Below are 21,734 nucleotides of genomic sequence, written 5' to 3'. Positions count from 1 at the left end.
GCGTGCCGGATGACAGGACTCCGGCCCGCCGCCTGACCCGCCGCGCCCTGCTGGACCGCTGGTGGCTGCTGCCGGTCGCCGGGACGGCCGGCGCGTTCGGGTACATGGGCTGGTACGCCACGCGCGTCACCACCGGGAAACGCACCGCCGGAACGCCTGACTTCCGGCCCGCACCCCCGCAGCGGGTGGCGGCCCTGAGCGACCTGAACGGCGAGTGGGCCGAACGGACCTTCACGTATGCCGGGCGGCCCTGCACGGCGCTGCGCGTGCCGCGGGACGTGCCGGGCGCGCTGCCGGACGGCGGGTCGTTCCTGATCGCGTACTCGCGGGTGTGCACGCACCTGGGCTGCAACGTGAACCTGGTGCGCGACCCGGAGATCCTGGCCTTCGCGTTCAATTACCGCCCGCCGCGCGAAGAGCAGCACCCGCAACTGGGTTGCCGCTGCCATTACAGCGTGTTCGATCCGCTGCGCTCCGGTGAGGCGGTATTCGGCAAGGCGCTGCTGCCGCTGCCGCGCGTGCAGCTGGAGCGGCGCGGCGCGGACCTGTGGGCCACCGGCATCGAACCCGCCCCGGACTTCACGGGATGAAGCCCACCCACGCCCCCCTGTCCTTCACCACCGGGGACGCGCAGGCCGCCAGCGCCGTGCTCACGGCCACCGCCACGCAGCTGCAGGTGCGCGGGCGAACGCTCTGGCCGCCGGATAGGCTCACGCCGGAGCACCTACAGCGGCACTATCCGCCCGGCGGGTGGCACGTCGCGTGGAGTGACGCAGCGGCGACCGGTCAGCCTGTCGGGTGTTTCTGCCTGCTGACCAGCGACCCGCCCTTCTGGCCGGACGACCCGCCGGGCGAGGCGCTGTACCTGCACAAACTGGCCGTGCATCCGTCCGCGCAGGGGCAGGGGCTGGCGCACACGCTGCTGCGCGAGGCGGCCCGCGTGACCGCCCTGGCCGGGCGACCGTGGCTGAAACTCGACACCGACGCCGCGCGGCCCGCCCTGCACCACCTGTACGACTCGTTCGGGTTCGAACGCTGCGGCCAGCGCGACGTGTTCGGCCTGACCGTCATCCTGTACCGCCTGCCCATCCCCGCAGCGGGCGGCGGCCCCCCGTGACGGGGGGCCGCCGCCCGCTGCACGTGCGTCGTTATACGGACTCCGATTGAATGGGCTGCAAGGCCCGTTCAATCCGAGCGGATGCGAGTGGGAGCTGGGCGGGTTCCGGACGTGGAGTTGGCAACCCGGTGCTGTTCCGGGTTGTTAACGAAACAAACGGAATCCGTATTACTTGGGAGCGCCGCTGTCCCGGACGGCGTAACTGAAGGGGACGCTCAGGCGCGAGGTGGCCTTGCCGTAGTCGGTGACGTCCACCCACAGCGTGCCGGCGACGGTCGTGCCGGGGGCGGGCGCGGCGGCGAGGTTCAGTTCCAGGCAGCCCTGCGCGGTGAAGGCGTTGTACAGCTGCGAGAAGTACGCGTCGAGGTCCCCGGCGGCGACGTTGCTGCGGAACAGGCCGCCGGTCTCGCTGGCGATGCGTTCCATCTCGGTGAAGTCGAGGCTGCCCGTGGCGTCCAGGCCGATGGTGTACACGGGCACACCCGCGGCCTTCGCGGCGGCGATGGCGTTGTCCGGCGAGTTGCTGCTGCGGTTGTCGATGCCGTCCGTGAGGGCCAGCACGATCGGTCCGGGCCGTCCGGCGCGGCTGGCGACCTTCACGGCGTCGATGACCGCGTCGTAGAAGTTGGTGCTGCCGCGGGCGTACGTGGCGCGGTCGATGGCGGTGTTCAGGAGGGCCTGATCGGCCGTGAGGTCCTGGTGCAGCACGCTGCCGATCATGCCGGCCGACGGTGTACTGCTGGCCTCGAAGGACAGCACGGCCGCCTGACTGCCGCCGGTCAGGCGGCCCACGAATGCCCGGGCGGCGTCGCGGCGTTTCTCGTTCGGGTCGGTGGTGGTCATGCTGCCCGTCGCGTCGAGGGTCACGGCGGCCGTCACGGTGTTCTGCACGGTCACCTGTCCGCACACGCTGACCGCGCCGCTCACGCCCGCTGTGCTGAAGGTCACGGACGGGTTGCTGAGGGTGCCGCTGACCGTCTGCGTGCCGTTCAGGGGGGTCACGCCGAACTGCACCTGCGCCGGGCCCAGCACGCGCGTGCCGTTCAGTTGCATGGTCGTGGCGGTGGGCGTGGTCGGGGCGGGCGTTGCGGCGGGGCCGCCGCACGAGGCCAGCAGCGACAGGCCCAGCAGGGCGCCCAGGGAGCGGCGGGGCGGGCGGAGGGACAGCGGGGCGGACCTGGACTGGGTGTGCTGGGGCATGATGGGTTCTCCTGTGCGCGTGGGGGACGGGGTACGTGGAGTGCCGGGAGGGAGCGTCCTACGGACTGCCGGGCCGCCCTGCGAGTCGCCTCCGCTCGGACCCGGCGGTTCTGCAAGCCGTTCAGCCGGAGTCCGTCTCAGGGGTGGCCGACCAGTCGCGCGCCGCGCAGCAGCCGCTCCTGCGCGTCACGGAGCAGGTGCACGTGCGCGTTCAGCTGCCGCACGCCCGCGCTGACCAGTTCGAATTCGGCCGGGGTGGTCCAGCCGGGGCGGGGAATCAACTTCAGCAGTTCGTCCAGGTGCGGGGTGTCGGCCAGGGCTCGCAGGTCGCCGCGCAGGGTGTCGATCTCGCGGGTCAGGCGGTTCAGGTCGCGTTCCCTGTGGGTCAGGACGGCCGGGGCGGCCTGCGGTGCAGGGGTGCCGGGTACGGGTGTGGGCGTGTGGGTGGCTGCATCCTTCATGCGGTGTCCTCCTGGGTGGGGGGGCGGGTTCAGGCTGTTGACTCCCCCCCGGAAGCTGCTCTGAACCTCGCCTGAGGCCATCTTCCTCAGGGCCCGTGATCAGGCCATGATCAGCCTGTGATCAGGTTGGCCTGCGGCCATGACTGGAGGGCCGGCCGTGTGCGCGGCCCGGCCCGGCGCGGCGCGCGGTAGATTTGGGGGAATGCAACTACCGTTCATCGTGAGTGCCGGGGAAGCCCTGACTGACCTCGTGACCGCCGGGGGCAACGTCTGGCACGCCCATCCGGGCGGCGCGGCCTGGAACGTCGCGCGGGCCTGCGCGTCCCTGGGCGTGCCCAGCGCCTTTGCCGGGGCGGTCGGGCAGGACAACTTCGGGGACGACCTGATCCGCGCGTCCGTGGAGGCCGGGCTGGACCTGCGCTTCATGCAGCGCGTGCCCGCCCCGACCCTGCTGGCGGTGGTGTACAGCGCCAACCCGCCCGCGTACCGGTTCCTGGGGGAGAACAGCGCCGACCTGCACTTCGACCCGACGCGCCTGCCCGCCGGGTGGCTGCGCGAGGCCCGCTGGTTGCACGTGGGCGGCATCAGTCTGGCGCGCTGGCCGCTGGCAGACACGCTGCTGGGCCTGATCGAGACGGCCCGCGCGGCCGGCGTGAAGATCAGCTTCGACCCGAATGCCCGCGTCACGCACCGCCACCCGGACTACCCGCGGGTGTTCGAGGCGGTCGCCCGCCGCGCGGACCTGATGAAGTTCAGTGACGAGGACCTCGCGTTCTTCTTTCCCGGGCTCAGCGAGGCGGACGTGCTGCGCCGCCTGCGCGGCCTGAACGCCCAGGCGCCCATCATCGTCACGCGCGGCGCGCAGGGGGCGACCCTGTACCACGCGGCGGGTCAGGCGAACCTGCCGGCGGCGCCCGTGCAGGTCGTGGACACCGTGGGGGCCGGGGACGCCCTGTGCGCGGGTCTGCTGGTCAGCGCCGCCGAACGCCCCGAGGCCCTCTGGAGCGAGCACCTGCGGGTCGGACTGGCCGCCGCCGCTGCCGCCTGCGCGCATGCCGGCGCGTACGCCCCCACGCGGGCCGACCTGAACCTGTAGTCGTTGATGGTTAAAAGTCGATGGTCGATAGCGCGGACCTTCCCTCTACCGACCATCGACTGTTGACGTTCAGCTGCCCTCCGGGCCCTTACAGCACGAGGTGGGCGTCGTCGTGTTCGGCCATCATGCGCAGGAAGGCGTCCACGTACTGCGGGTCGAACTGCCGGCTGGCCTGCAGGCGGATCTCGTTCACGGCGCGTTCGCGGGTCCAGGCGGGCTTGTAGGGGCGGGCGTTCGTGAGGGCGTCGAACACGTCGATGATGGTGAACAGGCGCGCCGTGTCGGGAATGGTGGGGCCGCGCAGGCCACTGGGGTAGCCGGTGCCGTCCCAGCGTTCGTGGTGGTAGCGGACGAGGTCCAGGGTCTCGGCCGGCAGGAAGTGCAGGTCCTGCAGCATGTCGTACCCGATGGTGGTGTGCGTCTGGATGACCTTGCGCTCGTCGGGGTCCAGGGGGCCGCGTTTGTGCAGCACCCGGTCGGGGATGGCCAGCTTGCCCAGGTCGTGCAGGTACGCGCCCCAGCGCAGGGCCTTGACCTGATCCTCGTCCCAGCCGAGGCGGCGGGCCAGGCGGACGCTCATGCTGACGACGCGGGTGGTGTGACCGCCGGTGTCGTCGTCGCGGCGTTCCAGCGCGGCACCCAGCGAGCGCAGCGTCAGGTCGTTCGCGTCACGCAGGTCGCGGATGGCGTTCCACTGGCCCAGCTGCGCGCCCAGGATCCGCGCGAAGGACGCGACGACGCTCTTCTCGACCTCGTCGAAGGCGCTGCCGTCGTTGCGGGTGAGGATCAGCACGCCCAGGTGGGTGGACGCGCGGCCGTAGACCGGGGCGACGTGGTAACTCTGCCGCTGGGGTTTCTTGAGCAGCGCCAGGGCTTCCTCGGCCACCCAGTGGTCGGCCTGGACGCTGCGGCTGTCGTTGTCGCTGGGATGGATGGGCCGTTCGAGGAAGGGTTCGAAGGCGCCCTTGGCGGCCAGGATGTGGGGCGTGCCCTGGCGGTAGGCGACGAAGGCGAGGTTCGGCGCGACCTGGAGTTTGTCGAGGATGCCGATGCCGGCGCGGATGATGGCGTCGGCGTCGCGGGCCTCGGCGAGGCGTTCGCTCCCGGCGCGCAGGGCCGTGATGGTGTTGCGCTGCCAGGCGAGTTCCCGCACGACGCCCTGCTCGCGCAGGATCATGTACCCGGCGGCACCCAGCACCAGCAGCGCGCCCAGCAGGTCCAGGGGCGTGGCGGACGCGCCGGGCAGCGCCAGCGACACGATGAACGCGGCCGAGTAGGCGCCCAGGGCGCTCCAGCGCAGCGGTCCGCTGCTGTCCATGGTGACGGCGGCCATCAGGAGGGCGCCGGCCGCCATCAGTCCCTGCAGGTCCCGGTAGGCGGCGTAGCCGAGCAGGGCTGCGGCGAGTACCAGCAGCAGGGACCTCCAGTGATTCGGGCGGGGCACCCCGGGAGTGTAGCACCAGCATGAACCTTGATTAAAGGTGCCTGACCGGCTGGCCGGACGGGTGTCCCGGGAAGCCGGGGCGGGGTCATACGGACTCCGATTGAAGGGGCTGCAAAGCCCGCTGGGTCCGAGCGGATGCGACTCGGAGAGCTGCTCCGCAGAGAAGGAGCAACAGCGGGCTGCCGGCCGTGGAGCTGGCCATCCGGCGAAGTTCCGGATGGTCGGCGAAACAAACGGCAGTCCGTCTCATCAATGGTGCGGACACTTTTCAAGCGCCGGAGGGGACGGGCATGGAAAACGTCCTCTGTAACGCCATTCCTGCTCACCCCCTCCCAGCCTCCCCCCTCAAGGGGGAGGGGTGAACACTGGGTGTTCATCGCTGGTCTGCAAGGAAAGTATGAACCTGTCCGCACCATTGCTCATACGGACCCGGAGCGCTGCCCCGCAGAGGAGCGGGACGGACAGACGGGCTTCATTCCGCGTTCAGCCCCTGGGCCCTTCCCCGCCCCGCGGCGCTCAGGCAGGCTGCAGGGCGTCGAGCGCGCGGTTGCGGGCATCGACGAGCACCACACGGGGTTCCAGCGTGCGGGCCTCCTGCTCGGTGAAGTTGCCGTACGCGGCGATGATGACCATGTCACCCGGCTGCACGAGGTGCGCGGCCGCGCCGTTGATGCCGATCACGCCGCTGCCACGCGGGCCGCTGAGGGCGTAGGTGCTCAGGCGGTTGCCGTTGGTGATGTTGTAGATGTCGACGCGCTCGTTCACCAGGATGTCCGCCGCGTCGAGCAGGTCCTGGTCGATGGTGACGCTGCCGACGTAGTCGAGGTCCGCCTGGGTGACGGTCGCGCGGTGAATCTTGGCCCTGAACATGATGCGTTCCACGAGCGGGCATTGTACCCGTCCCGGACCGGGCAACAGCGAGCCCGCTCACCAGGAACGCCCGGACCGGTCAGTCCGGGAGGGTGCCGTCCACGAACACGGTCTTCTGGTCGGTGTAGTGAACCTGCCCGGCCGGCGCGCCGCGGGGTTTCCAGACGTGCTTGATGCGGGTGTAGTCCACCGGGACGTTGCTGCTGCCGCGCGCCTTGCTGTTCGCGGCGGCCAGTCGCGCGGCGAACAGGATGTCGGGCAGGTCCAGTTCGCGCGGCCCGCTCCGGACCAGCACGTGACTGCCAGGGTAGCCCTGCGCGTGGAACCAGAAGTCCATGCTGCGCCCGACCCGGTGGGTCAGGGTGGCGTTCTCCTTGTTGTTGCGGCCCACGAGTACCTCCAGCCCGGAGGGGCTCACGAAGCGGGTGCCGTAGGGGCTCTTCTCGGGTTTCTCGCTCTGCACCTGCTCAGCCAGCGCGCTGAGCTGTTCCAGCGGCGCAAGGTCAAGGTCGCGCACGCGGGCCTCGGCTTCGGCCAGCTCGGCCCGCAGGGGGCCCTCGCGCTCGGCGAGCCGCAGGTACACGTCCTCGCGGCGGCGGGCGCGGGCGTAGCGCTTCTCGGCGTTCTGCACGGCACTCAGGTTGGGTTCCAGCGCGACCGGACGCTCGCCGCTGCCGTCGAAGGCGCTCAGCAGGACGCTGGTCGCGCCGGGCGGAACGGTGTGCGCGTAGGCCATCAGCAGGTCGGCCTCCCCGCGGTCCTGCGCGGCGTCGTTCAGGCCGGCCTCGGCGCGGGTCACGTCGGCCAGCTGGTTGCGCAGCAGGGTCACGCGTTTCTCCAGCGGTTCGCGCAGCGCCTTGCGGAGGTTCGCGGCCTTCTCGCTGCGGGCGACCTCGCGCGCGCCGCCCTCCATGACGCCCTCGCTGACGGTGGGGTCCGCTGCGACGGACTGCGCGGCGGCCAGCGCCTCGGGCCAGCGTTCGCCCGGCGGCTGGTCGGGGTTCAGGCCGGCGCGGCGGGCCAGTTCCGCGCTCAGCAGCGGTCCCAGCCCGTCGAGCCGCTCGCGCCAGCGGCCGATGGGCAGCGCGGCCAGTTCGCGTGCCTGATCGGCGTTCAGGGTGCGCGGGTCGAGTTTCTCGTAGGGCGGCGGGGGCGTGTACGGCCCGCCGGTGCGGATGGTGCGGAAGCGGTTGCGGCTGCCGGTGATCTCGCGCGCGGCCATCACGATCCGGCCGGTGAAGCCCTCGCCGGCGTCCAGGACGAGCAGGTTGGCGTTGCGGCCCGTGACCTCGAACAGCAGTCGGGTGGGCGGCTGGTCCACGAACCCCGTCTCGCCGGCAAAGTGCAGCGCGATCACCCGGTCGAGTTTCAACTGCTCGGCAGCCAGCAGGTCGCCGCGTACGCGGTTCGCCAGGAACCGCTGGAAGGGACTGCGGGGATCGCCGCGCAGCCGCTCGCGCGACAGGAACACCACCGGCTGCGGCGGCCGGTACGACAGCACCAGGTTGGTGCGGCCCTCGCCCGGCCGTTCGAGCAGCAGGGCGGCGGTGGTTTCGTCCGGGAACACCCAGCCGAGGGTCCGCAGCGGCAGGTGACCTTGCAGGTCGCGCAGCACCCGCGCGAGCATCAGGCCTTCCATGCCGGACCTCCGGGTACGGGGGGGGAGGGTGGGAACGTCATCCGGGCATGCTACCCCTCCGGGCGGCGTGGACGCGTGCGGGCAGTGGCGCCGGCAGGCCGCGAACACTTCATGCAGCGCGATCTGCCGGCTGGTTCGTCAGAGCAGTTGCCATGAAGAGGCCGTCTGCATGGCCGGGCAGACTGGGAAAGCTCCGCAGGAGAGCGGGTGAAGATGACGGGCCGGACGGACTGGCACAGCTGTGATACGGACTCCGATTGAATGGCTGACAAAGCCGTTCAATCGGAGTCCGTATGAAACACAGAATGGGGAGGCATCGGAAGACCAGACTTCCGATGCCTCCCTTCGGAGAACGGCTCTCACCATCCGCCCACGCGCCGGGTTGCCAACGCCACGCCCGGCAGTCCGGTCTGCTCCCACGGTGCGGAGCCGCTCTCCGACTCGCTTCGCTCGGATTGAACGGTGTCGGTCAACCGTTCAATCCGGGGTCGTGTCAGAGCCCTGGCTTCAGAAGAACTTGCCGAGACGGAAGTAGAACTTGCCGTTGCCGGTCTGGGGGCTGAAGCCGTAGTCGAAGCGCAGGCTGGGCAGCAGCGCCCCGCCGATGCCGAGGTCGAGCTGCACGCCGGCCCCGACGCCGTACTTCAGGTCGAAGTTGGTGTTGGCGGCCGTGCCGCCCCAGGCGCTGCCGGCGTCCGCGAAGACCACGCCGTACAGTCCCTGCGCGATGCCGGCCTTCAGGCCGAAGTCGTAACGGTACTCGGCGCTGGTGGTCAGGTAGTTCGTGCCGAACAGCGCGCCGTCCTCAAGGCCGCGGATCTGACGGGCGGCGCTGGCGCTGCTGCCGCCGCCGATCGCGTAGCCGGTGCCGCTGGGAGCCGTGCCGAGGCCCAGGGTGGTGCCGGCGTTGGCGCGCACGGCGAACACCTGCTGCTTGCTGGTGGTGCCCAGGGTTTTTTCCAGGGTGTTCCCGAAGCCCAGGTAGGTGCTGGCGCCGCCCTCGACGGTGCCCCAGCGGACGTCGGTGTTGTTCTGCCGGCCGAAGTTGTACCCGGCGCCGACGCTGGCGCGCACGCCGCTGTCAGGGAAGTCGGGGTTGGTGGTGCTGTCGTAGTTCAGGCCGGTGTTGACGCTGGTGGTCAGCGAGGCGGCCGGCACGAGGCCCTCGGCGGTGGCCTTCTCGAAGGTGCGGGTCTGTTCGGCGCCGCTGGCGTCCTTGTACGTGACGACGTTTTCCTTATCCTTGAGCGCCTCGAGGTAGTACGTGGAGTACCCGGTGCTGACGCCGGCCGTGGCGTAGAGGTTCCTGGCGAGGTTGCGGCCCAGGCTGACGCTGAAGGAGTTGGTGCGGCGGGTGTAGTCCCAGCCGGTGTCGGTGCTGGCGGGGGTGTCGTCGGCCTTGCTGAAGATGGTGTTGTTCCCCACGACGTTGGAGCCGGCGCTGACGGACAGGCTGGTGGGCGTCTTGCGGAAGTCCAGGAAGTCCACGTCCAGCCAGGGAATCGAGTACGAGACGTTCCCCACGAGGTTCTGCCCGGCGTCGTTCTGCTGCCCGCCGACCGAGGCGGTGAAGTTGTGGCCCAGGCCGAACACGTTGTTGTTGGTGTAGCCGGCGTCGCCGCCGAAGCCGCCCGCGAAGGAATCGTAGGTCAGGCCCAGGTTCACGGGGATGCCGGTGGTGGTCTCGGCGAGGCCCAGGACGTACGTGACGTTCTCGGGGTTGGCGGGGTCGCTGCGGACGCTCTCGGTCACGACCCGCACGAAGCCCAGGCGGCTGATGCGGCCCAGCGCGGCGTACAGGTCCTTCTGGTTGAAGGCCTTGCCGGGTTCCGGCAGTTCGCGCAGGATCACGCGGTCCTTGGTGGTGTGCTTGCCCTGCCACTGCAGTTCGTACCCGGCGACCTTGACCTCGCGGGTGTTGAAGGTCAGCACGCCGCCGTCGAAGGTGATGGCGTCGCGGGTGCTGATCTCGTACCCGGCCTTGCGGTAGGCGTCACGGATGGCCAGGAAGTCGTCCTGGGCGAGCTGGGGGCTGTACACGTCGCCGGTCTTGGTTTTCACGGCGGCCAGCAGGGTGGCGGTGGGGACCAGGGTGTTGCCCTTGATCTCGATGCTCTTGACCGGGCCGGTGGCGACGCCGGCCGACCCGAACAGCACCGTGACCTGCGCGGGGTTCTGGGGGTCCGGCTGGATGGCGAAGCCGACCGGTTTGCCGGTCTGGTTGGCCAGGGTGCGCACGTCGGCCTGCAGGGCGGCGAGGCTGATGGGCTGACCGGCGCGGGTCTGCAGGGCCGCGCCGCTGGCTCCCAGGTCGGTCAGGTCGACGCTGGCGACCTTGCCCTCGGTGGCGCTGACCTTCAGCACGCCGCCTTCCAGGGTGGTGGCCTGGGCGTTCACGCCGGCCTGCAGGTACCCGGCGGCGTCGTAGGCCTGCTGGAGCCGCTGCACGGCGGCGAAGTACGCGTCCGGGGTGAAGCGGCGGGCGTCGTAGAGGGGTTTGAAGATGGCGGTGACGGTGCTGGCGGGCAGCAGCGTGACGCCCTGCACCTCCACGCGGGTCAGGGGGGCGGTCTCGTCCACGATGAAGTTCACGGTGACGGTGCCGTCGGTCTCGGTCTTCACGTTGGCGCTGATGCTGGGCGCGAAGGGGTAGCCCTCGCCCTGGAAGTTGCTGGCGAGCGCGGTCTTGGCCTCGTCGATGCGCTGGGTGTTCAGGGTGGCGCCGGGGGCGATGTTCAGCAGGTCCCCGACGCTCTTCTTGAAGCCGTCGGCCGGCAGGAAGGTCAGGCCGGTGACGGTGACGTCCTTGATGGTGGCGTTCGGGACGACCGTGACGACCAGGGTGTCCTTGCCGGCCACGCTGCGCAGTTCCGCGACGGCGCTCTTGAAGTAACCGGACGCGACGACTTCCTGCTCGACCTGTCGCAGGTTGATGCTGGAAAGGGGCGCGCCGGTCTGCACGCTGAGGGTGGCGCGGACGAAATTGGCCAGCAGTTCACTGGTGCCGACCACGGTCACGTCCTGCACGGTCCCGGCGGTCTGGGCGACGGCGGGCGCGGCGAGGAGGACGGTCACGGCGAGCGTCATGGGGTGTCGCATTCTTCTCCTAGTTTCGCACGGAACCCTGAAATCGCCCCCACCGGGGAGAAGGGCTGGGGGCTGGGCACGGCGAGCACTTCACTCACCCTTGCCGCTGCGTCTCTGAGAAGGGTGAAGGTTTCCTGCGGGGGGGCTTGGGAGGCGCGGGGCAGGGGCCGGGGGCCGGCCCGGGCAGGGACGCGCCGGACACGCTTCCGCCACGGGCTTGAGTGCGACTGCGGATTGGGTGAGAATGACGGGCGTGACGGTTTATCAGCAGCGGCCGGCCGGCGAGCCGGTCCTCCACCCCGGTCCGGCGAGGACCGCTTGAGCGTTCCGGCGGTCCTGGCCGCCATCCGGCAGGCCGAGGCGCAGGCCGGGCGCGCCGGGGGCAGCGCGCGGCTGGTCGCCGTGACCAAGGGCCAGGACCTCGCGAGCATCGAACGCTGCGTCCTGGCGTTCGGTGCGTTTCCGCTGGGCGAGGGCCGGGCGCAGGAACTGCGGGACAAGGCGGCGCAGCGCCCGGACCTGGAGTGGCATTACATCGGCACGCTGCAACGCAACAAGGTGAAGTACCTGCGGCCCGTGACGCTCGTGCATTCCATCGAGGCGCCCTGGCAGGCCGAGGCGATCGCGCAGGCCGCGCAGGGCTGGGGACGCGCACCGGACGTGCTGCTGCAACTGCACAACGGCGAGGCGCAGAAGCACGGCCTGAGCGCCGCCGAGCTGCCGGGCGCGCTGCGCGAGGTGCAGGCCACCGGCCTGACCGTGCGCGGCCTGATGATCATGGCCCCGGACCTGGAGGGCCTGGAGGCCGCCGAACGTGACGCGCGGCTGCTGGCGCTGTTTACGGACACGGCCCGGCGGGCGCATGATCTGGGTCTGTCAGAGTTGAGCATGGGCATGAGCGGGGATTACCCGCTGGCCGTTCGCGCAGGAGCCACCCTCGTCCGGGTGGGAAGGAGTCTGTTCTCGTGAAATTCACCCCACTCGACGTGCGTCATCAGGAATTCCCGACCCGGCTGGGCAGTTACGACCGGGGCGCGGTGCGCGCGTTCCTGAACGAACTGTCCGACGACCTGGAAACGCTGCTGCAGCAGCATCAGGCGCTGCGCGACCAGATCACGGGCCTGGAACGGCAGCTCGAAGAGCAGCGGCAGAACGAGGACGAGATCCGCCGGGCCGTCGTGGCGGCCGAGCGCATCTCGCACGAGCTGCGAGAGAACGCCGCGCGGGAATCGGACCTGATGATCGCCCAGGCCAGCCTGCAGCGCGACGCGATCGTGCGGGACGCCGAGAACCGCCGCTCGGAGCTGGAGTCCGGACATCAGGCGCGCCTGGCGGCGCTGGAGGCCGCCTTCCGCGGGCGGTTTGCCGACATGGAACGCGAGCATCACGAACTGATCCGCGAGCGCGAGCGGGTGCAGGCCGAACGCTTCGCGGAACTGGAGCGGGCCTTCTCCGAGCGGCACGCCGAGCTGACCTCGCGCCTCACGGCCGCCCGGCAGGAGTACACGCAGTTCCTGAGCGGCTACCGGGCGCTGATGTCGTCCTTCTCGGACCTGTCCGGGCGGCACGTGCTGCCGGAGGAAACCATCCTGCCGGCCCCGCCCATGCCCGGACACGCCTCCCTGAGCAGCGCCCCACCCCCCGTCGACCACCCCGCCGACCTGCCGGCGGGCCTCACGCCGGACCGCGCCGACCCGGAGCCGCTGGAGGCCGGCCCGGCCCGTCTGGCCGCACCGGACCTGACCCGGCACGCGCTGGTCACGCCGCCCGGCATGACCTCCGCGCCGCTCGGTGACCCGCCGAACGATCCGCCCGTCAGTCCGGCCGGCGGGTCGGCGCAGCGGGACGGTCCCTCGGAACCCGCGCTGCGCGTCGAGGGACAGCAGTTCCTGTGAGTGCCGCCCCGCAACGCGCCGCGCTGCGCGGGCGTGTGCCGGGCAGCGTGCCGACCCGCACGCTGCCGGTGTCGGACCCGGCGTTCGTGCGTGACCCGTACCCGCTGCTGGCGCAGCTGCGCGCCGACGCGCCGGTGTTCGTGGACCCGGCGCTCGACCGGGTGGTGCTGACCCGGCACGCGGACATCAGCGCGGCCCTGCGCGACCGGCGGCTGGGCCGCAGCGCCCTGCACCGCTACTCGCGCGACGAGCTGGGCTGGCCGCGCCCGGACCCGGCGCAGGCGAACTTCGACGCGTTCAACACCAACCACCTGCTCGACAGCGAGCCGCCCAAGCACACGCGCCTGCGCTCGCTGGTGGGGCTGGCCTTCACGCCCCGGCGCGTGGAGGCCCTGCAGGGCCGCATCGAGACGCTGCTCGCCGAGCAGCTCGACGGCCTGCGCGAACAGGGCACCTTCGATCTGGTGAGCGCCTACGCCGAACCGCTGCCCGTGACGGTCATCGCCGAGCTGCTCGGCGTGCCGGAGGAACACCGCGCGCAGTTGCGTCCCTGGTCGGCCGCCATCGTGAAACTGTACGAACCGTCGGCAGGGGCGGCAGAGCAGGCGGCGGCCGAGCGGGCCGTGCTGGACTTCAGTGCGCTGCTGCGCGAACTGGCCGCCCAGAGGCGAGCCGAACCGCGTGACGACCTGATCACGGCGCTCGTGCAGGTCGAACAGGACGGCGACCGCCTGACCGCGCAGGAGTTGATCGACACCTGCATCCTGCTGCTGAACGCCGGGCACGAGGCCAGCGTGAACGGCCTGAGCGCCGGCGTGCAGGCCCTGCTGCGCGACCGGCGGCACTGGGAGACGCTGGTGCAGGCCGCGCCGCACGAAGGCAGCCTGCCGGTGTTCCGCCGCGCCGTCGAGGAACTGCTGCGCTTCGACACGCCCCTGCCGATGTTCGAGCGGATCGTGCTGGACCCCGTCACGCTGGGCGGCGCGGACCTGCGCCCCGGCGACCGCGTGAGCCTGCTGTACGCCAGCGGCAACCGCGACCCGCAGCGCTTCGACGCGCCGGACGACCTGCGCCTGGACCGCGACCCGAACCCGCACCTGACCTTCGGGCTGGGCATCCACTACTGCCTGGGCGCCCCGCTGGCCCGCCTGGAACTGGCCATGAGCCTGCGCGCCCTGTGCCGCGCCCTGCCGGACCTGCACCTGGGCGGCCCGGACGCCGCGCAGTACACGGGTGGCTTCGTGATTCGCGGCCTGGACCGCCTGACCGTGCAGGTCGGGTAGACCCCGCCGTGAACGCGGCTGTCCCCAGGGCGGCGCAGGTCACGGTGCCAGGGATAGAGGCGCGGTGGCCGGTCGGCACTGTCCAGTCGGTCACGCCGCTGGGGGGCGGCGTGTACCCGGGCAGCAACCCGGCGCCGCGTCCATCTATCCGTCCGCCGGACCGTTCGTTTCCGGCGGTGTGGCAGGAGGCCGGGCTGCGCTGAGCGGGGGCCGCGTGAACGGTTCCCACCACGCCTCTGCCAGCGATCCGCGCTGCGCCTGCGCGTGGGCGTCGGCGGGACGGTCCAGGGCCAGCAGGGCCAGCACGCGCGCCGGGCTGCCCGGATCACTGCGGTCCAGGGCCTTGGCGGCGGTGGCGGCGGCCTTGCGGGCGTTCAGGGGCCGCTGCGCGTGCGCCAGGACCGCCAGCAGGTGCGGGTCGGCGGGCTGACCGGTCATCTCGGCGACCTTCAGGCCCTCGGCCAGGGTGCGCAGGGCCGCGAAGTGAGCCGAGCGGTCGGTGCCGGCGAGGTCCTGCTCGGCGTTCAGGATCGCGGCGGCGATCAGGGCGTTCCCGTCACCCTCCGTGCGGGCCAGCCGGGCGGCGTGGGCAGACAGGGGGGCGGCGTCCGGGGCGCGGTCCAGCCGGGCAGCGCGGGCGTGCAGGACGGCCGGGCGGGCCGTGTCGGGCTGGCCGCGCAGTTCCTGTCGGGCGGCCCCCGTGTCGCCCAGGCGCAGGTGCGCGGCCGCGCGGGTCAGGGCGTCGGCACTCCAGTCGAGGGTCAGGTGCGGGCGGCCCAGGCGCAGGGCGTGCGCGCCCGCATCCCCGCGGGCGCTGGGGGGCAGCGCGGCGAAGGCCGCTCTGGCTTCCGTTTCACCGTGGGTCAGGGCGGCCGTCAGGTCCATCACGCCCGACACTATGCCATCCGCAGACCGACTCCGTATCATACGGACTGCCGTTTGTTTCGCCGACAATCCGGAACTTCACCGGATTGCCGACTCCACGTCCGGAACCCGCCCAGCTCCCACTCGCTTCGCTCGGATTGAACTGGCTTTGCAGCCCATTCAATCGGAGTCCGTATCAGACGCTCACCGGCTGAGGACGGCGCGGGCGGTTGCGCCGCCACACCCGGACGCGGCGTGCGTGGGGCAGGCGCGGCCGGGCAGGCGGGTCAGGCGCTGAGGGCCAGGTCGAGTCCCAGGAAACGCCACAGCGAGCGGCGCGGGACGCGCAGGCCGCTGGGATGCTCGACGGCCCCCAGTCGTCCGTCACGGATCCAGCGGCGGACCGTGCGTTCGTGGGTGCCGGTGAAATCGGCCACTTCGCTGACTTTCAGGAGTTTGGGCATGTTCTGGTACTGGTCGGATAAGGTCATGACGCTGGCCTCCTCAAACGAACGTGGGGCCACCACACGGCAGCCCCACACACAAGTTCAGATTCTTCACGCTGGCGGTCTCGTCCGCGCCGCCCGGCCCGCCGCAGCGGCGCGGCGTGTTGGGAAGGCGGGCGGTCACTCGTTTCAACTTGCCCAGAACTTACCACAGGCCGGGTCAGGTGCAAGTCAGGGTGACCTTGCCCGCTCCTTGAGAAAAGCGTCCCGCGCGGCGCGGGGCAGACAGGTGCGGTCCGGACGCCCCTGAGGGCGCGCTACAGTCGGGGCGGATGAGTGTTCTGACGCAACTTTCCGGGACGTTCGTGAACGTCGGCGCGGTCCTGGCCGGGACCCTGCTGGGCCTGACCATCGGGGGCCGGCTGCCCGAACGCACGCAGCGCACGCTGCTGCAGACGCTGAGTCTGGTGACGCTGTTCATCGGTCTGGACATGGCCGGCAGCCTGAACCGGGTGCAGGGTGGCGCGGTACCGGGCGTGATCCTGGCGCTGATCAGCCTCGCGGCCGGCGCGGTGATCGGGGAGGCGCTCGGGATCGAGGAGGCGCTGGGTCGCCTGGGGAACACGCTGCGGCAACGGTTCCGGGGCGGCGGGCGCTTCACCGAAGGCTTCGTGGCGGCCAGCCTGCTGTTCTGCGTGGGCCCCATGACCGTGATCGGCGGGCTGCAGAACGGCCTGACCGGTGACAGCAGCACCTACGTCCTGAAGAGCACGCTCGACGGGATCGCCGCGCTGGCGCTGGCGGGCGCGTACGGAAGCGGGGTGGGGTTCAGCGCCCTGACCGTCCTGCTGGTCCAGGGCGGCATCAGTCTGGCAGCAGGCGGTTTCGCGGCCGGTCTGCTGGGCGGCGCGGACCCGTCGGTCCTGAAGACCAACGCTTACGTGCTGCTGATCACGGGGGCCGGCGGCCTGACGATCATCGGCATCAGCTGGAACCTGATGCTGGCCGGACTGGGCTTCGAGGACCGCCGCGTGCGGGTCGGCAGCCTGCTGCCCGCGCTGCTGCTCGCCCCGCTGGCCCTGTGGGCCGCGATCCACCTGGGCGGCTGAGCGGGCGGCCCTCAGGGGCGGGCGCGGCGGACCTGCTCGCGCCACCAGGCCTGCACCCACTCGCGGAAACGGACGTAGTCCGCGCCGAGCAGCAGGCGTACCTTGCGGTCCTTCTCGGCCTGCGTGGCGGCCAGTTTGGCCCGTGCCGCCACCGCCGCGGGGCGCGCGGCCGACAGGGTTTCACTGTCGGCCAGTCGCTGCAGTTCCCGCACCTGCGCCACCGTGAGGTCCAGCGCCGCGATCAGTGCCTGCGCGTCGGCGCGGCCTTCCGGCAACCGGAACAGGCGGGTCAGGACCGGCGCCGCCGGCCAGGGATCGGCCGGGCCGGGTGCCGCCCGGCCCTCGGCCGGCAGGAACGTCCCGCTGCAGGCCAGGGTGGCCAGCAGCGTGTGCAGCGTGGACCGGCGCGTGAACATGCTGCCCAGCCTACCGCCGCCCACCATGCCTGGAAGGGCCAGCCCTGCCTGAACGCATGTTCAGGGTCCTGTCAGCAGGTTCTCACGTGGCCGGCAGGAAGCTGACACGCCGTTGAGCCGACCTTCGGGAAACCTTGCAGCGCGCGCTATTTTCAGCCATCGGTCAGTTTCACGGCCTACGGTGAACTTCTCACAAGGAGGCACCATGCGTCACGATCACATGCGTCAGGCCCAACCGTTCAAGCATCAGCCGCTGCAGACCGCCGCCCTTCTCCTCTCCGTCCTGCTGGGCGTGGGCGCCCAGGCGAGCGCCAGTCCCGCGAAGATCACCGCGCAGAGCATCATCGTGAACCCGGTGGACACCAAACTGAAGGTGGAAGTCTGGGTGAACCGCGACGCGGGCGGGCAGAACAACCCCACCTACCGCAAGGGCGAGCAGCTGAGCGTCGGCCTGAAAACCAACCAGGACGCCTACGTGTACCTGTTCAACGTGAACGCCAACGGGCAGATCGACCTGTTCTTCCCGAACAACTTCGAGGAGAGCAACTTCGTCAAGGCCGGCGTGACGCGCGTGTTCCCGCCGCAGGGCGCGAAGTACACCTTCACGGTGGGCGGCCCGAACGGTCAGGACCGCCTGCTGGCGCTGGCCAGCACCCGGCCACTCGACCTGGAGGACGTGGCGCGTTTCGCGGAGGATCAGGGCTTCGCGAAGGTGCGGGTGCAGGGGCAGGAGAACCTGGCGCGCGCCCTGAGTATCGTCGTCAATCCGCTGCCCGCCGAGGGCTGGACGACCGACACCGTCAGCTTCCGCGTGGCCGGCGAGGCCGTCACCCCGCCCGCCCCGGCGCAGGGGGGTGCGACCGGCAGCGTGACCATCACGCCGGGCCAGGGCCCGCAACCCGCTCCCCAGCCGGCCCCGCAGCCCACCCCGAGCGGACAGATCCAGCCGGGCGAACGGCAGAACGCCGCGCGTGATCAGGCGATGGTGGACGCCTACGCCCGCCTGAAGGGCAGCGAGAGCCTGGGGCAGGCGGTCACCTACGCCGCGCCGTGGGGTGACGGTCTGTGGCAGAAGTTCCGTGGCGTCGGTGCGTACGGCGACGCGGTCCTGCTGCACGCGAACGGCAGCAGCCGCTCGTACGCCGTGCACGGCATGCTGCTCGAACGTTACCTGGCGCTGGCGAAGGCCGAGAACGGCGCGACCCGCCCCCCTGGCCGCCTGGGCTGGGCGGCCGGTGACGAGAAGGTCATTCCGCGCAACACCTACGGCACCAGCGGCCTGTACGGGTTCTTCCAGAACGGCGCACTGTACGGCACCGAGAAGTACGGCACGTTCTGGCTGACGGGCGCGGTCCTGAAGACCTACCAGGGCCTGGGCGGCAGCGGCTCGTTCCTGGGCTTCCCCACCCGCGACCAGTACCAGATCGGCGGGGCCTGGGCGGCCGATTTCGAGGGCGGCACCATCCGCACCGTCAGCGGCGCCGTGAAGGTCTACCGCAAGTAACCCCGGTCGAGGGGGCCGAGGGCCTGCCCCGTCCCAACCGCGCCGCCCCCGACTGCCGTCCGGGGCGGCGCGCGCCTGTGCCGTGGTGGCATGATACGGACCCCGATTGAATGGGCTGCAAAGACCATTCAATCGGAGTCCGTATGAGGGCAATGAACCGGGTGTTCAGGCGCGGGTCAGGCCGCCGACCTACCCTGACGACACCCCAACAGGTACGTACCCGTTCGCCCGGCTGTTGGGCACGCGTTCGATCCGGGGACACCCTCCACTGCATCCTCGCCGCCCCCCGGCCTCCCCCGCAATCCCGCAGGCGCCGCACTGTGCGCGGCCCCCGGCGGGTCCCAATCCGCCCCTGACACACCGCGGCGCACCCCCACCCGAGGGGGTGCGCCGCCCACGCGACGCCCGCCGCGTTCAGCTGAGTTTCGCGCGGAACTCCTCGTACCCGAAGGTCTTCACGCGGCTGTACGAGCCGTCCGGGTGCAGAATCCCGATGTCCGGGTGTTTCACGCCGTTGAAGAAGGTCGTCTTGACCATCGTGTAGTGGATCATGTCGTCGAACACCACGCGGTCCCCGACCTGCAGGGGCCGGTCGAACACGTACTCGCCGACCACGTCCCCCGCGAGGCAGGTCGTCCCGCCGATGATGTACGGATACCCGCCCGCGCCCTCGCTCGTCTCGCGGTGATGGTCGAGTTCCGGCGGGTCGCCCGCCCCCAGGATGCGGGGCCGGTACGGCATCTCCAGCACGTCCGGCATGTGCGCCGACACGCTGACGTCCAGCAGCAGGGCGTCTTTCACGTTATGCACCACGTCCAGCACGCTGCTCACCAGCCAGCCGGTCTGCCAGCCGAACGCGCTGCCGGGCTCCAGGATCACGTGCACGCCCCACCGCTCACGGAACGCGCGGACCACGCGGATCAGGCGGGGAATGTCGTAGCCCTCGCGGGTCATCAGGTGCCCGCCGCCGAAGTTCACCCACTTCACCTGCGCCAGAACGTCCCCGAAGTTGCGTTCCAGCACCTCCAGCGTGCGTTCCAGCGTGTCGCTGTCCTTCTCGCACAGCGTGTGGAAGTGCAGGCCGTCCACGCCGTCCATCAGGTCCATGCGGAACTCACGGCGCGTCACGCCCAGACGGGAGAACGGCCCGGCCGGGTTGTACAGGTCGGTTTCGACCTCGGCGTACTCCGGGTTCACGCGGATGCCCACGTGTACCGTCCGGCCAGCCTCACGCGCGGCCATCACCTGCGGCTTAAAGCGCTCCCACTGACTGAACGAGTTGAACACCAGGTGATCGGCCAGTTCCAGGATCGCCGGGAATTCCGCGTCGCTGTACGCCGGGGCGTACACGTGCACCTCGCCGCGCATCTCCTCGCGCGCCAGCCGCGCCTCGTTCAGGCTGCTGGCCGTCGCGCCCGTGATCCCGTACTCGCGCAGCACCGGGAACGCCGACCACATCGAGAAGCCCTTGAACGCCACGATGATCTGCGCGCCGCTCTCGCGCTGCACGTGCGAGATCAGGGCCAGGTTCCGGCGCAGGCGGGACTCGTCCAGCACGAACGCCGGACTGGGAATCGCTGACCAGTCCACGGAATCCACGGGCGTCACGGCAGGCAGGGCAAAATCAAGTACAGTCACGCCCCACAGCCTACCTGCTGCGGGGCGCACCGAAGGTCAGCGGGCGTTCAGTGATGCCCGAGCAGCGCGGCGATCAGGCGGATCACGGCGGCCGCCAGCATCCACTTCCACCAGTCCTGCCAGAACCCGCCGGAATTCGTGGTGACGCCCGCGACGTTCAGGCGCCGGGCGGTGGCGGCCTGCCAGTCGCGGTCGCGGGTGGCCCGCAGCATCTTCACGGCGCCGCGGTGGTTGGTGCTGGCCGCGCGTTCCAGCAGGTGCCGGGCGTAGTCCAGGCTGCCCTGCAGGGGCGCGGTGTCCACGGGGCGCAGCACGCCGTCCTCGCCCACCTCGACCCGCCCGCCGCGCAGCTGGCGGGCCAGTTCGAAGCGGGCGTCGTTGTCGCCGCTGTCGGCGGCGCGGTGCAGGTAACGGAACTTCTGGCGGTCGTCGAGCGTGAACTGCGTGCGGTACGCGTCGAAGTCGCGGTACACGCGCCAGCTCATGTCGCCGCTGAGCAGGTCGGCGGCTTTCAGGATGTCCTCGCGTTTCTGCGGCGTGTCCCTGAGTTTCTCGCCCAGCGTCTGCTCCTGGTAGCGGACGAGCAGTTCGGCGGCCTCGGTGTGTCCCTGGTCGCGGGCCTGTTGCAGCAGCGGGCGGGCGTCCGGCAGCTTCCATTTCGGGTGGGTGAGCTGCAGTTCACCCAGCATGATGGCCGAGTCGTCGTCCCCGTCCTGCGCGGCGCGGGTCAGCAGGGCGGCCAGGCGTGGCGTTTCCGGAACGAGCCAGTCGCCCGCCTGGTGCAGGGCCCACCCGAACATGCGGCCGGGCGCGGCGCGGCCCTCCTGCGCGGCGGCGTCCAGGTAGCGGCTCAGGGCGGCGAGGCGTTCGTCCGGGGCGGCGTTCGCGCCGGTCAGGGCGATGAACAGCTGCTCGGCCTGCAGGGGGTACAGTTCGGCGGCGATGCGGGCGCGTTCCACGGCGGTGGCGGGGTCGTTCGCGAAGGCCATGGCGTGATGCGACACGTGGCTGTGGAATTCGGCCCAGAGGCGCTGCATGTCGGCCTGGCCCAGCTGCCCGGCGTCCTGTTGCTGGCGGACGAAGGTCAGCATGTGTTCCTCGCTGCCGCCCCACTCGGCGCGCAGGTGCAGCAGCATGGTGCGGCGCAGCGCGAGGCTGCCCGGCTGGTCCTGCACGCCCCGCGTGAACCAGTCCGGGTACTGCTGCGTCTGCACGTCGTGCAGGCTCAGCTGGCAGCCGCGCGTGTTGCTGACGAGGCCCACGACCTTCCAGGCGGCCAGGGGGTTCTCGGTGAGGGTGACGGCGTGGCGGGCGCAGCCGTCCGCCTGGGTCAGGAAGTGGTCCAGGGCGCGCCAGCCCTGGTCGCTGACCCGGTCGGAGGTGGCCTGCCCGCGCGCTTCCCAGCCGCGGCCCAGGAACCAGCTGGCCAGCGCGACGTGCGGGGCGTACGTGCCGGGGTGCGTTTCGGTCCATCGCTGGAAGCCGTCCCCGAGGGTCAGGTCGGAGGTCTGAAAGCACTGGAAGGCGCGGAGCAGGTCGTTCTCGTGCAGCCTTCCGGCCTCGAACTGAGCCTGCAGGTCGCTCAGGTACGTGTGAAGGGGGTCAATGTCGCTGCGGCGCAGCAGGTTCAGGAGGTCCGGGCCGTTCATGCAGCGTTCATGGTAA

At 71.0% G+C, this 21,734-nt stretch carries 19 protein-coding genes; 8 read left to right on the top strand and 11 right to left on the bottom strand.

Annotated elements, in window-relative coordinates:
- Positions 1–2 precede the first annotated feature (2 nt).
- Both ABDZ66_RS01625 and ABDZ66_RS01620 read left to right on the top strand, forming a co-directional pair.
- Positions 3–590 carry a Rieske (2Fe-2S) protein gene (locus ABDZ66_RS01625; protein WP_343755326.1) on the top strand — a complete coding sequence of 196 codons (588 nt, stop codon included), beginning with the start codon at positions 3–5 and terminating at the stop codon, positions 588–590.
- Complete coding sequence (locus tag ABDZ66_RS01620; RefSeq protein WP_343755324.1) at positions 587–1,117, top strand: GNAT family N-acetyltransferase; 531 nt, start codon at positions 587–589, stop codon at positions 1,115–1,117. Before ABDZ66_RS01625 ends, ABDZ66_RS01620 begins: the two co-directional genes overlap by 4 nt.
- Positions 1,118–1,285: 168 nt before the next feature.
- On the opposite strand, the gene ABDZ66_RS01615 is transcribed toward ABDZ66_RS01620, so the two are convergent.
- Both ABDZ66_RS01615 and ABDZ66_RS01610 read right to left on the bottom strand, forming a co-directional pair.
- A complete protein-coding gene (locus tag ABDZ66_RS01615; RefSeq protein WP_343755322.1) occupies positions 1,286–2,317 on the bottom strand; it encodes a vWA domain-containing protein in 1,032 nt (343 codons plus the stop codon).
- A 137-nt stretch (positions 2,318–2,454) separates the two neighbouring features.
- A complete protein-coding gene (locus ABDZ66_RS01610; RefSeq protein WP_343755319.1) occupies positions 2,455–2,778 on the bottom strand; it encodes a hypothetical protein in 324 nt (107 codons plus the stop codon).
- Positions 2,779–2,980: 202 nt separating this feature from the next.
- Between ABDZ66_RS01610 and ABDZ66_RS01605 the strand changes: the two genes are divergently transcribed.
- Positions 2,981–3,874 carry a carbohydrate kinase family protein gene (locus ABDZ66_RS01605; protein ID WP_343755317.1) on the top strand — a complete coding sequence of 298 codons (894 nt, stop codon included), beginning with the start codon at positions 2,981–2,983 and terminating at the stop codon, positions 3,872–3,874.
- An 88-nt stretch (positions 3,875–3,962) separates the two neighbouring features.
- On the opposite strand, the gene ABDZ66_RS01600 is transcribed toward ABDZ66_RS01605, so the two are convergent.
- The 4 genes from ABDZ66_RS01600 to ABDZ66_RS01585 all read right to left on the bottom strand — a co-directional run bounded on the left by ABDZ66_RS01600 (position 3,963) and on the right by ABDZ66_RS01585 (position 10,926).
- Positions 3,963–5,318, bottom strand: coding sequence for an HD-GYP domain-containing protein (locus ABDZ66_RS01600; RefSeq protein ID WP_343755315.1), 1,356 nt, complete (start codon positions 5,316–5,318; stop codon positions 3,963–3,965).
- 516 nt (positions 5,319–5,834) lie between these two features.
- Positions 5,835–6,200, bottom strand: coding sequence for an aspartate 1-decarboxylase (gene panD, locus ABDZ66_RS01595; RefSeq protein WP_343755313.1), 366 nt, complete (start codon positions 6,198–6,200; stop codon positions 5,835–5,837).
- A gap of 67 nt (positions 6,201–6,267) precedes the next feature.
- A complete protein-coding gene (locus tag ABDZ66_RS01590; protein WP_343755311.1) occupies positions 6,268–7,827 on the bottom strand; it encodes an Rqc2 family fibronectin-binding protein in 1,560 nt (519 codons plus the stop codon).
- Between the two features lie 507 nt (positions 7,828–8,334).
- A complete protein-coding gene (locus ABDZ66_RS01585) occupies positions 8,335–10,926 on the bottom strand; it encodes a BamA/OMP85 family outer membrane protein (protein WP_343755309.1) in 2,592 nt (863 codons plus the stop codon).
- Between the two features lie 306 nt (positions 10,927–11,232).
- Between ABDZ66_RS01585 and ABDZ66_RS01580 the strand changes: the two genes are divergently transcribed.
- From ABDZ66_RS01580 to ABDZ66_RS01570, 3 genes are read left to right on the top strand one after another with little or no spacing between them, the layout of a single operon-like run.
- The gene (locus ABDZ66_RS01580) at positions 11,233–11,883 is read left to right on the top strand and encodes an alanine racemase (protein WP_343755307.1); all 651 of its coding nucleotides are present in this window, start codon (positions 11,233–11,235) and stop codon (positions 11,881–11,883) included.
- Complete coding sequence (locus tag ABDZ66_RS01575; protein WP_343755305.1) at positions 11,880–12,809, top strand: DivIVA domain-containing protein; 930 nt, start codon at positions 11,880–11,882, stop codon at positions 12,807–12,809. The genes ABDZ66_RS01580 and ABDZ66_RS01575 overlap by 4 nt, the downstream gene beginning before the upstream one ends.
- Entirely contained in the window at positions 12,806–14,092 is a 1,287-nt protein-coding gene (locus ABDZ66_RS01570) for a cytochrome P450 (RefSeq protein ID WP_343755303.1), read from the top strand. The genes ABDZ66_RS01575 and ABDZ66_RS01570 overlap by 4 nt, the downstream gene beginning before the upstream one ends.
- 144 nt (positions 14,093–14,236) lie before the next feature.
- Here the strand turns inward: ABDZ66_RS01570 and ABDZ66_RS01565 are convergent, their stop codons facing one another.
- Together ABDZ66_RS01565 and ABDZ66_RS01560 are read right to left on the bottom strand one after the other, a co-directional pair.
- Positions 14,237–14,977: a hypothetical protein gene (locus ABDZ66_RS01565; protein WP_343755835.1), complete on the bottom strand. Its 741-nt coding sequence runs from the start codon at positions 14,975–14,977 to the stop codon at positions 14,237–14,239.
- A gap of 266 nt (positions 14,978–15,243) precedes the next feature.
- Positions 15,244–15,447: a helix-turn-helix domain-containing protein gene (locus ABDZ66_RS01560; RefSeq protein WP_078300149.1), complete on the bottom strand. Its 204-nt coding sequence runs from the start codon at positions 15,445–15,447 to the stop codon at positions 15,244–15,246.
- Between the two features lie 287 nt (positions 15,448–15,734).
- Between ABDZ66_RS01560 and ABDZ66_RS01555 the strand changes: the two genes are divergently transcribed.
- Positions 15,735–16,511 carry a DUF554 domain-containing protein gene (locus tag ABDZ66_RS01555; protein WP_343755296.1) on the top strand — a complete coding sequence of 259 codons (777 nt, stop codon included), beginning with the start codon at positions 15,735–15,737 and terminating at the stop codon, positions 16,509–16,511.
- An 11-nt stretch (positions 16,512–16,522) separates the two neighbouring features.
- Here ABDZ66_RS01555 and ABDZ66_RS01550 read toward each other — a convergent pair whose 3' ends face one another.
- Positions 16,523–16,927 (bottom strand): hypothetical protein, encoded by a 405-nt coding sequence (locus ABDZ66_RS01550; protein WP_343755294.1) that lies wholly within the window; start codon positions 16,925–16,927, stop codon positions 16,523–16,525.
- A 220-nt stretch (positions 16,928–17,147) separates the two neighbouring features.
- On the opposite strand from ABDZ66_RS01550, the gene ABDZ66_RS01545 reads away from it, so the two are divergent.
- The gene (locus ABDZ66_RS01545; RefSeq protein ID WP_425544391.1) at positions 17,148–18,431 is read left to right on the top strand and encodes a DUF4384 domain-containing protein; all 1,284 of its coding nucleotides are present in this window, start codon (positions 17,148–17,150) and stop codon (positions 18,429–18,431) included.
- 414 nt (positions 18,432–18,845) lie between these two features.
- Here ABDZ66_RS01545 and nspC read toward each other — a convergent pair whose 3' ends face one another.
- Together nspC and ABDZ66_RS01535 are read right to left on the bottom strand one after the other, a co-directional pair.
- A complete protein-coding gene (gene nspC / locus ABDZ66_RS01540; protein WP_343755290.1) occupies positions 18,846–20,069 on the bottom strand; it encodes a carboxynorspermidine decarboxylase in 1,224 nt (407 codons plus the stop codon).
- 47 nt (positions 20,070–20,116) lie between these two features.
- Positions 20,117–21,718: an SEL1-like repeat protein gene (locus ABDZ66_RS01535; RefSeq protein ID WP_343755288.1), complete on the bottom strand. Its 1,602-nt coding sequence runs from the start codon at positions 21,716–21,718 to the stop codon at positions 20,117–20,119.
- Positions 21,719–21,734 lie beyond the last annotated feature (16 nt).

Source organism: Deinococcus depolymerans (assembly GCF_039522025.1).
GTDB lineage: Bacteria > Deinococcota > Deinococci > Deinococcales > Deinococcaceae > Deinococcus > Deinococcus depolymerans.
The sequence above is the reverse complement of the archived record's forward strand: the minus strand, read 5'-3'. Positions and strand labels throughout refer to the sequence as shown.

Excerpts from the sequence above, each read along its gene's own strand:
- ABDZ66_RS01620 (WP_343755324.1), top strand. The coding sequence starts at position 587 with ATGAAGCCCACCCACGCCCCCCTGTCCTTCACCACCGGGGACGCGCAG.
- ABDZ66_RS01615 (WP_343755322.1), bottom strand. The coding sequence starts at position 2,317 with ATGCCCCAGCACACCCAGTCCAGGTCCGCCCCGCTGTCCCTCCGCCCG.
- ABDZ66_RS01610 (WP_343755319.1), bottom strand. The coding sequence starts at position 2,778 with ATGAAGGATGCAGCCACCCACACGCCCACACCCGTACCCGGCACCCCT.
- ABDZ66_RS01605 (WP_343755317.1), top strand. The coding sequence starts at position 2,981 with ATGCAACTACCGTTCATCGTGAGTGCCGGGGAAGCCCTGACTGACCTC.
- ABDZ66_RS01590 (WP_343755311.1), bottom strand. The coding sequence starts at position 7,827 with ATGGAAGGCCTGATGCTCGCGCGGGTGCTGCGCGACCTGCAAGGTCAC.
- ABDZ66_RS01585 (WP_343755309.1), bottom strand. The coding sequence starts at position 10,926 with ATGCGACACCCCATGACGCTCGCCGTGACCGTCCTCCTCGCCGCGCCC.
- ABDZ66_RS01565 (WP_343755835.1), bottom strand. The coding sequence starts at position 14,977 with ATGGACCTGACGGCCGCCCTGACCCACGGTGAAACGGAAGCCAGAGCG.
- ABDZ66_RS01560 (WP_078300149.1), bottom strand. The coding sequence starts at position 15,447 with ATGACCTTATCCGACCAGTACCAGAACATGCCCAAACTCCTGAAAGTC.
- ABDZ66_RS01555 (WP_343755296.1), top strand. The coding sequence starts at position 15,735 with ATGAGTGTTCTGACGCAACTTTCCGGGACGTTCGTGAACGTCGGCGCG.
- ABDZ66_RS01550 (WP_343755294.1), bottom strand. The coding sequence starts at position 16,927 with ATGTTCACGCGCCGGTCCACGCTGCACACGCTGCTGGCCACCCTGGCC.
- ABDZ66_RS01545 (WP_425544391.1), top strand. The coding sequence starts at position 17,148 with ATGCGTCAGGCCCAACCGTTCAAGCATCAGCCGCTGCAGACCGCCGCC.
- ABDZ66_RS01535 (WP_343755288.1), bottom strand. The coding sequence starts at position 21,718 with ATGAACGGCCCGGACCTCCTGAACCTGCTGCGCCGCAGCGACATTGAC.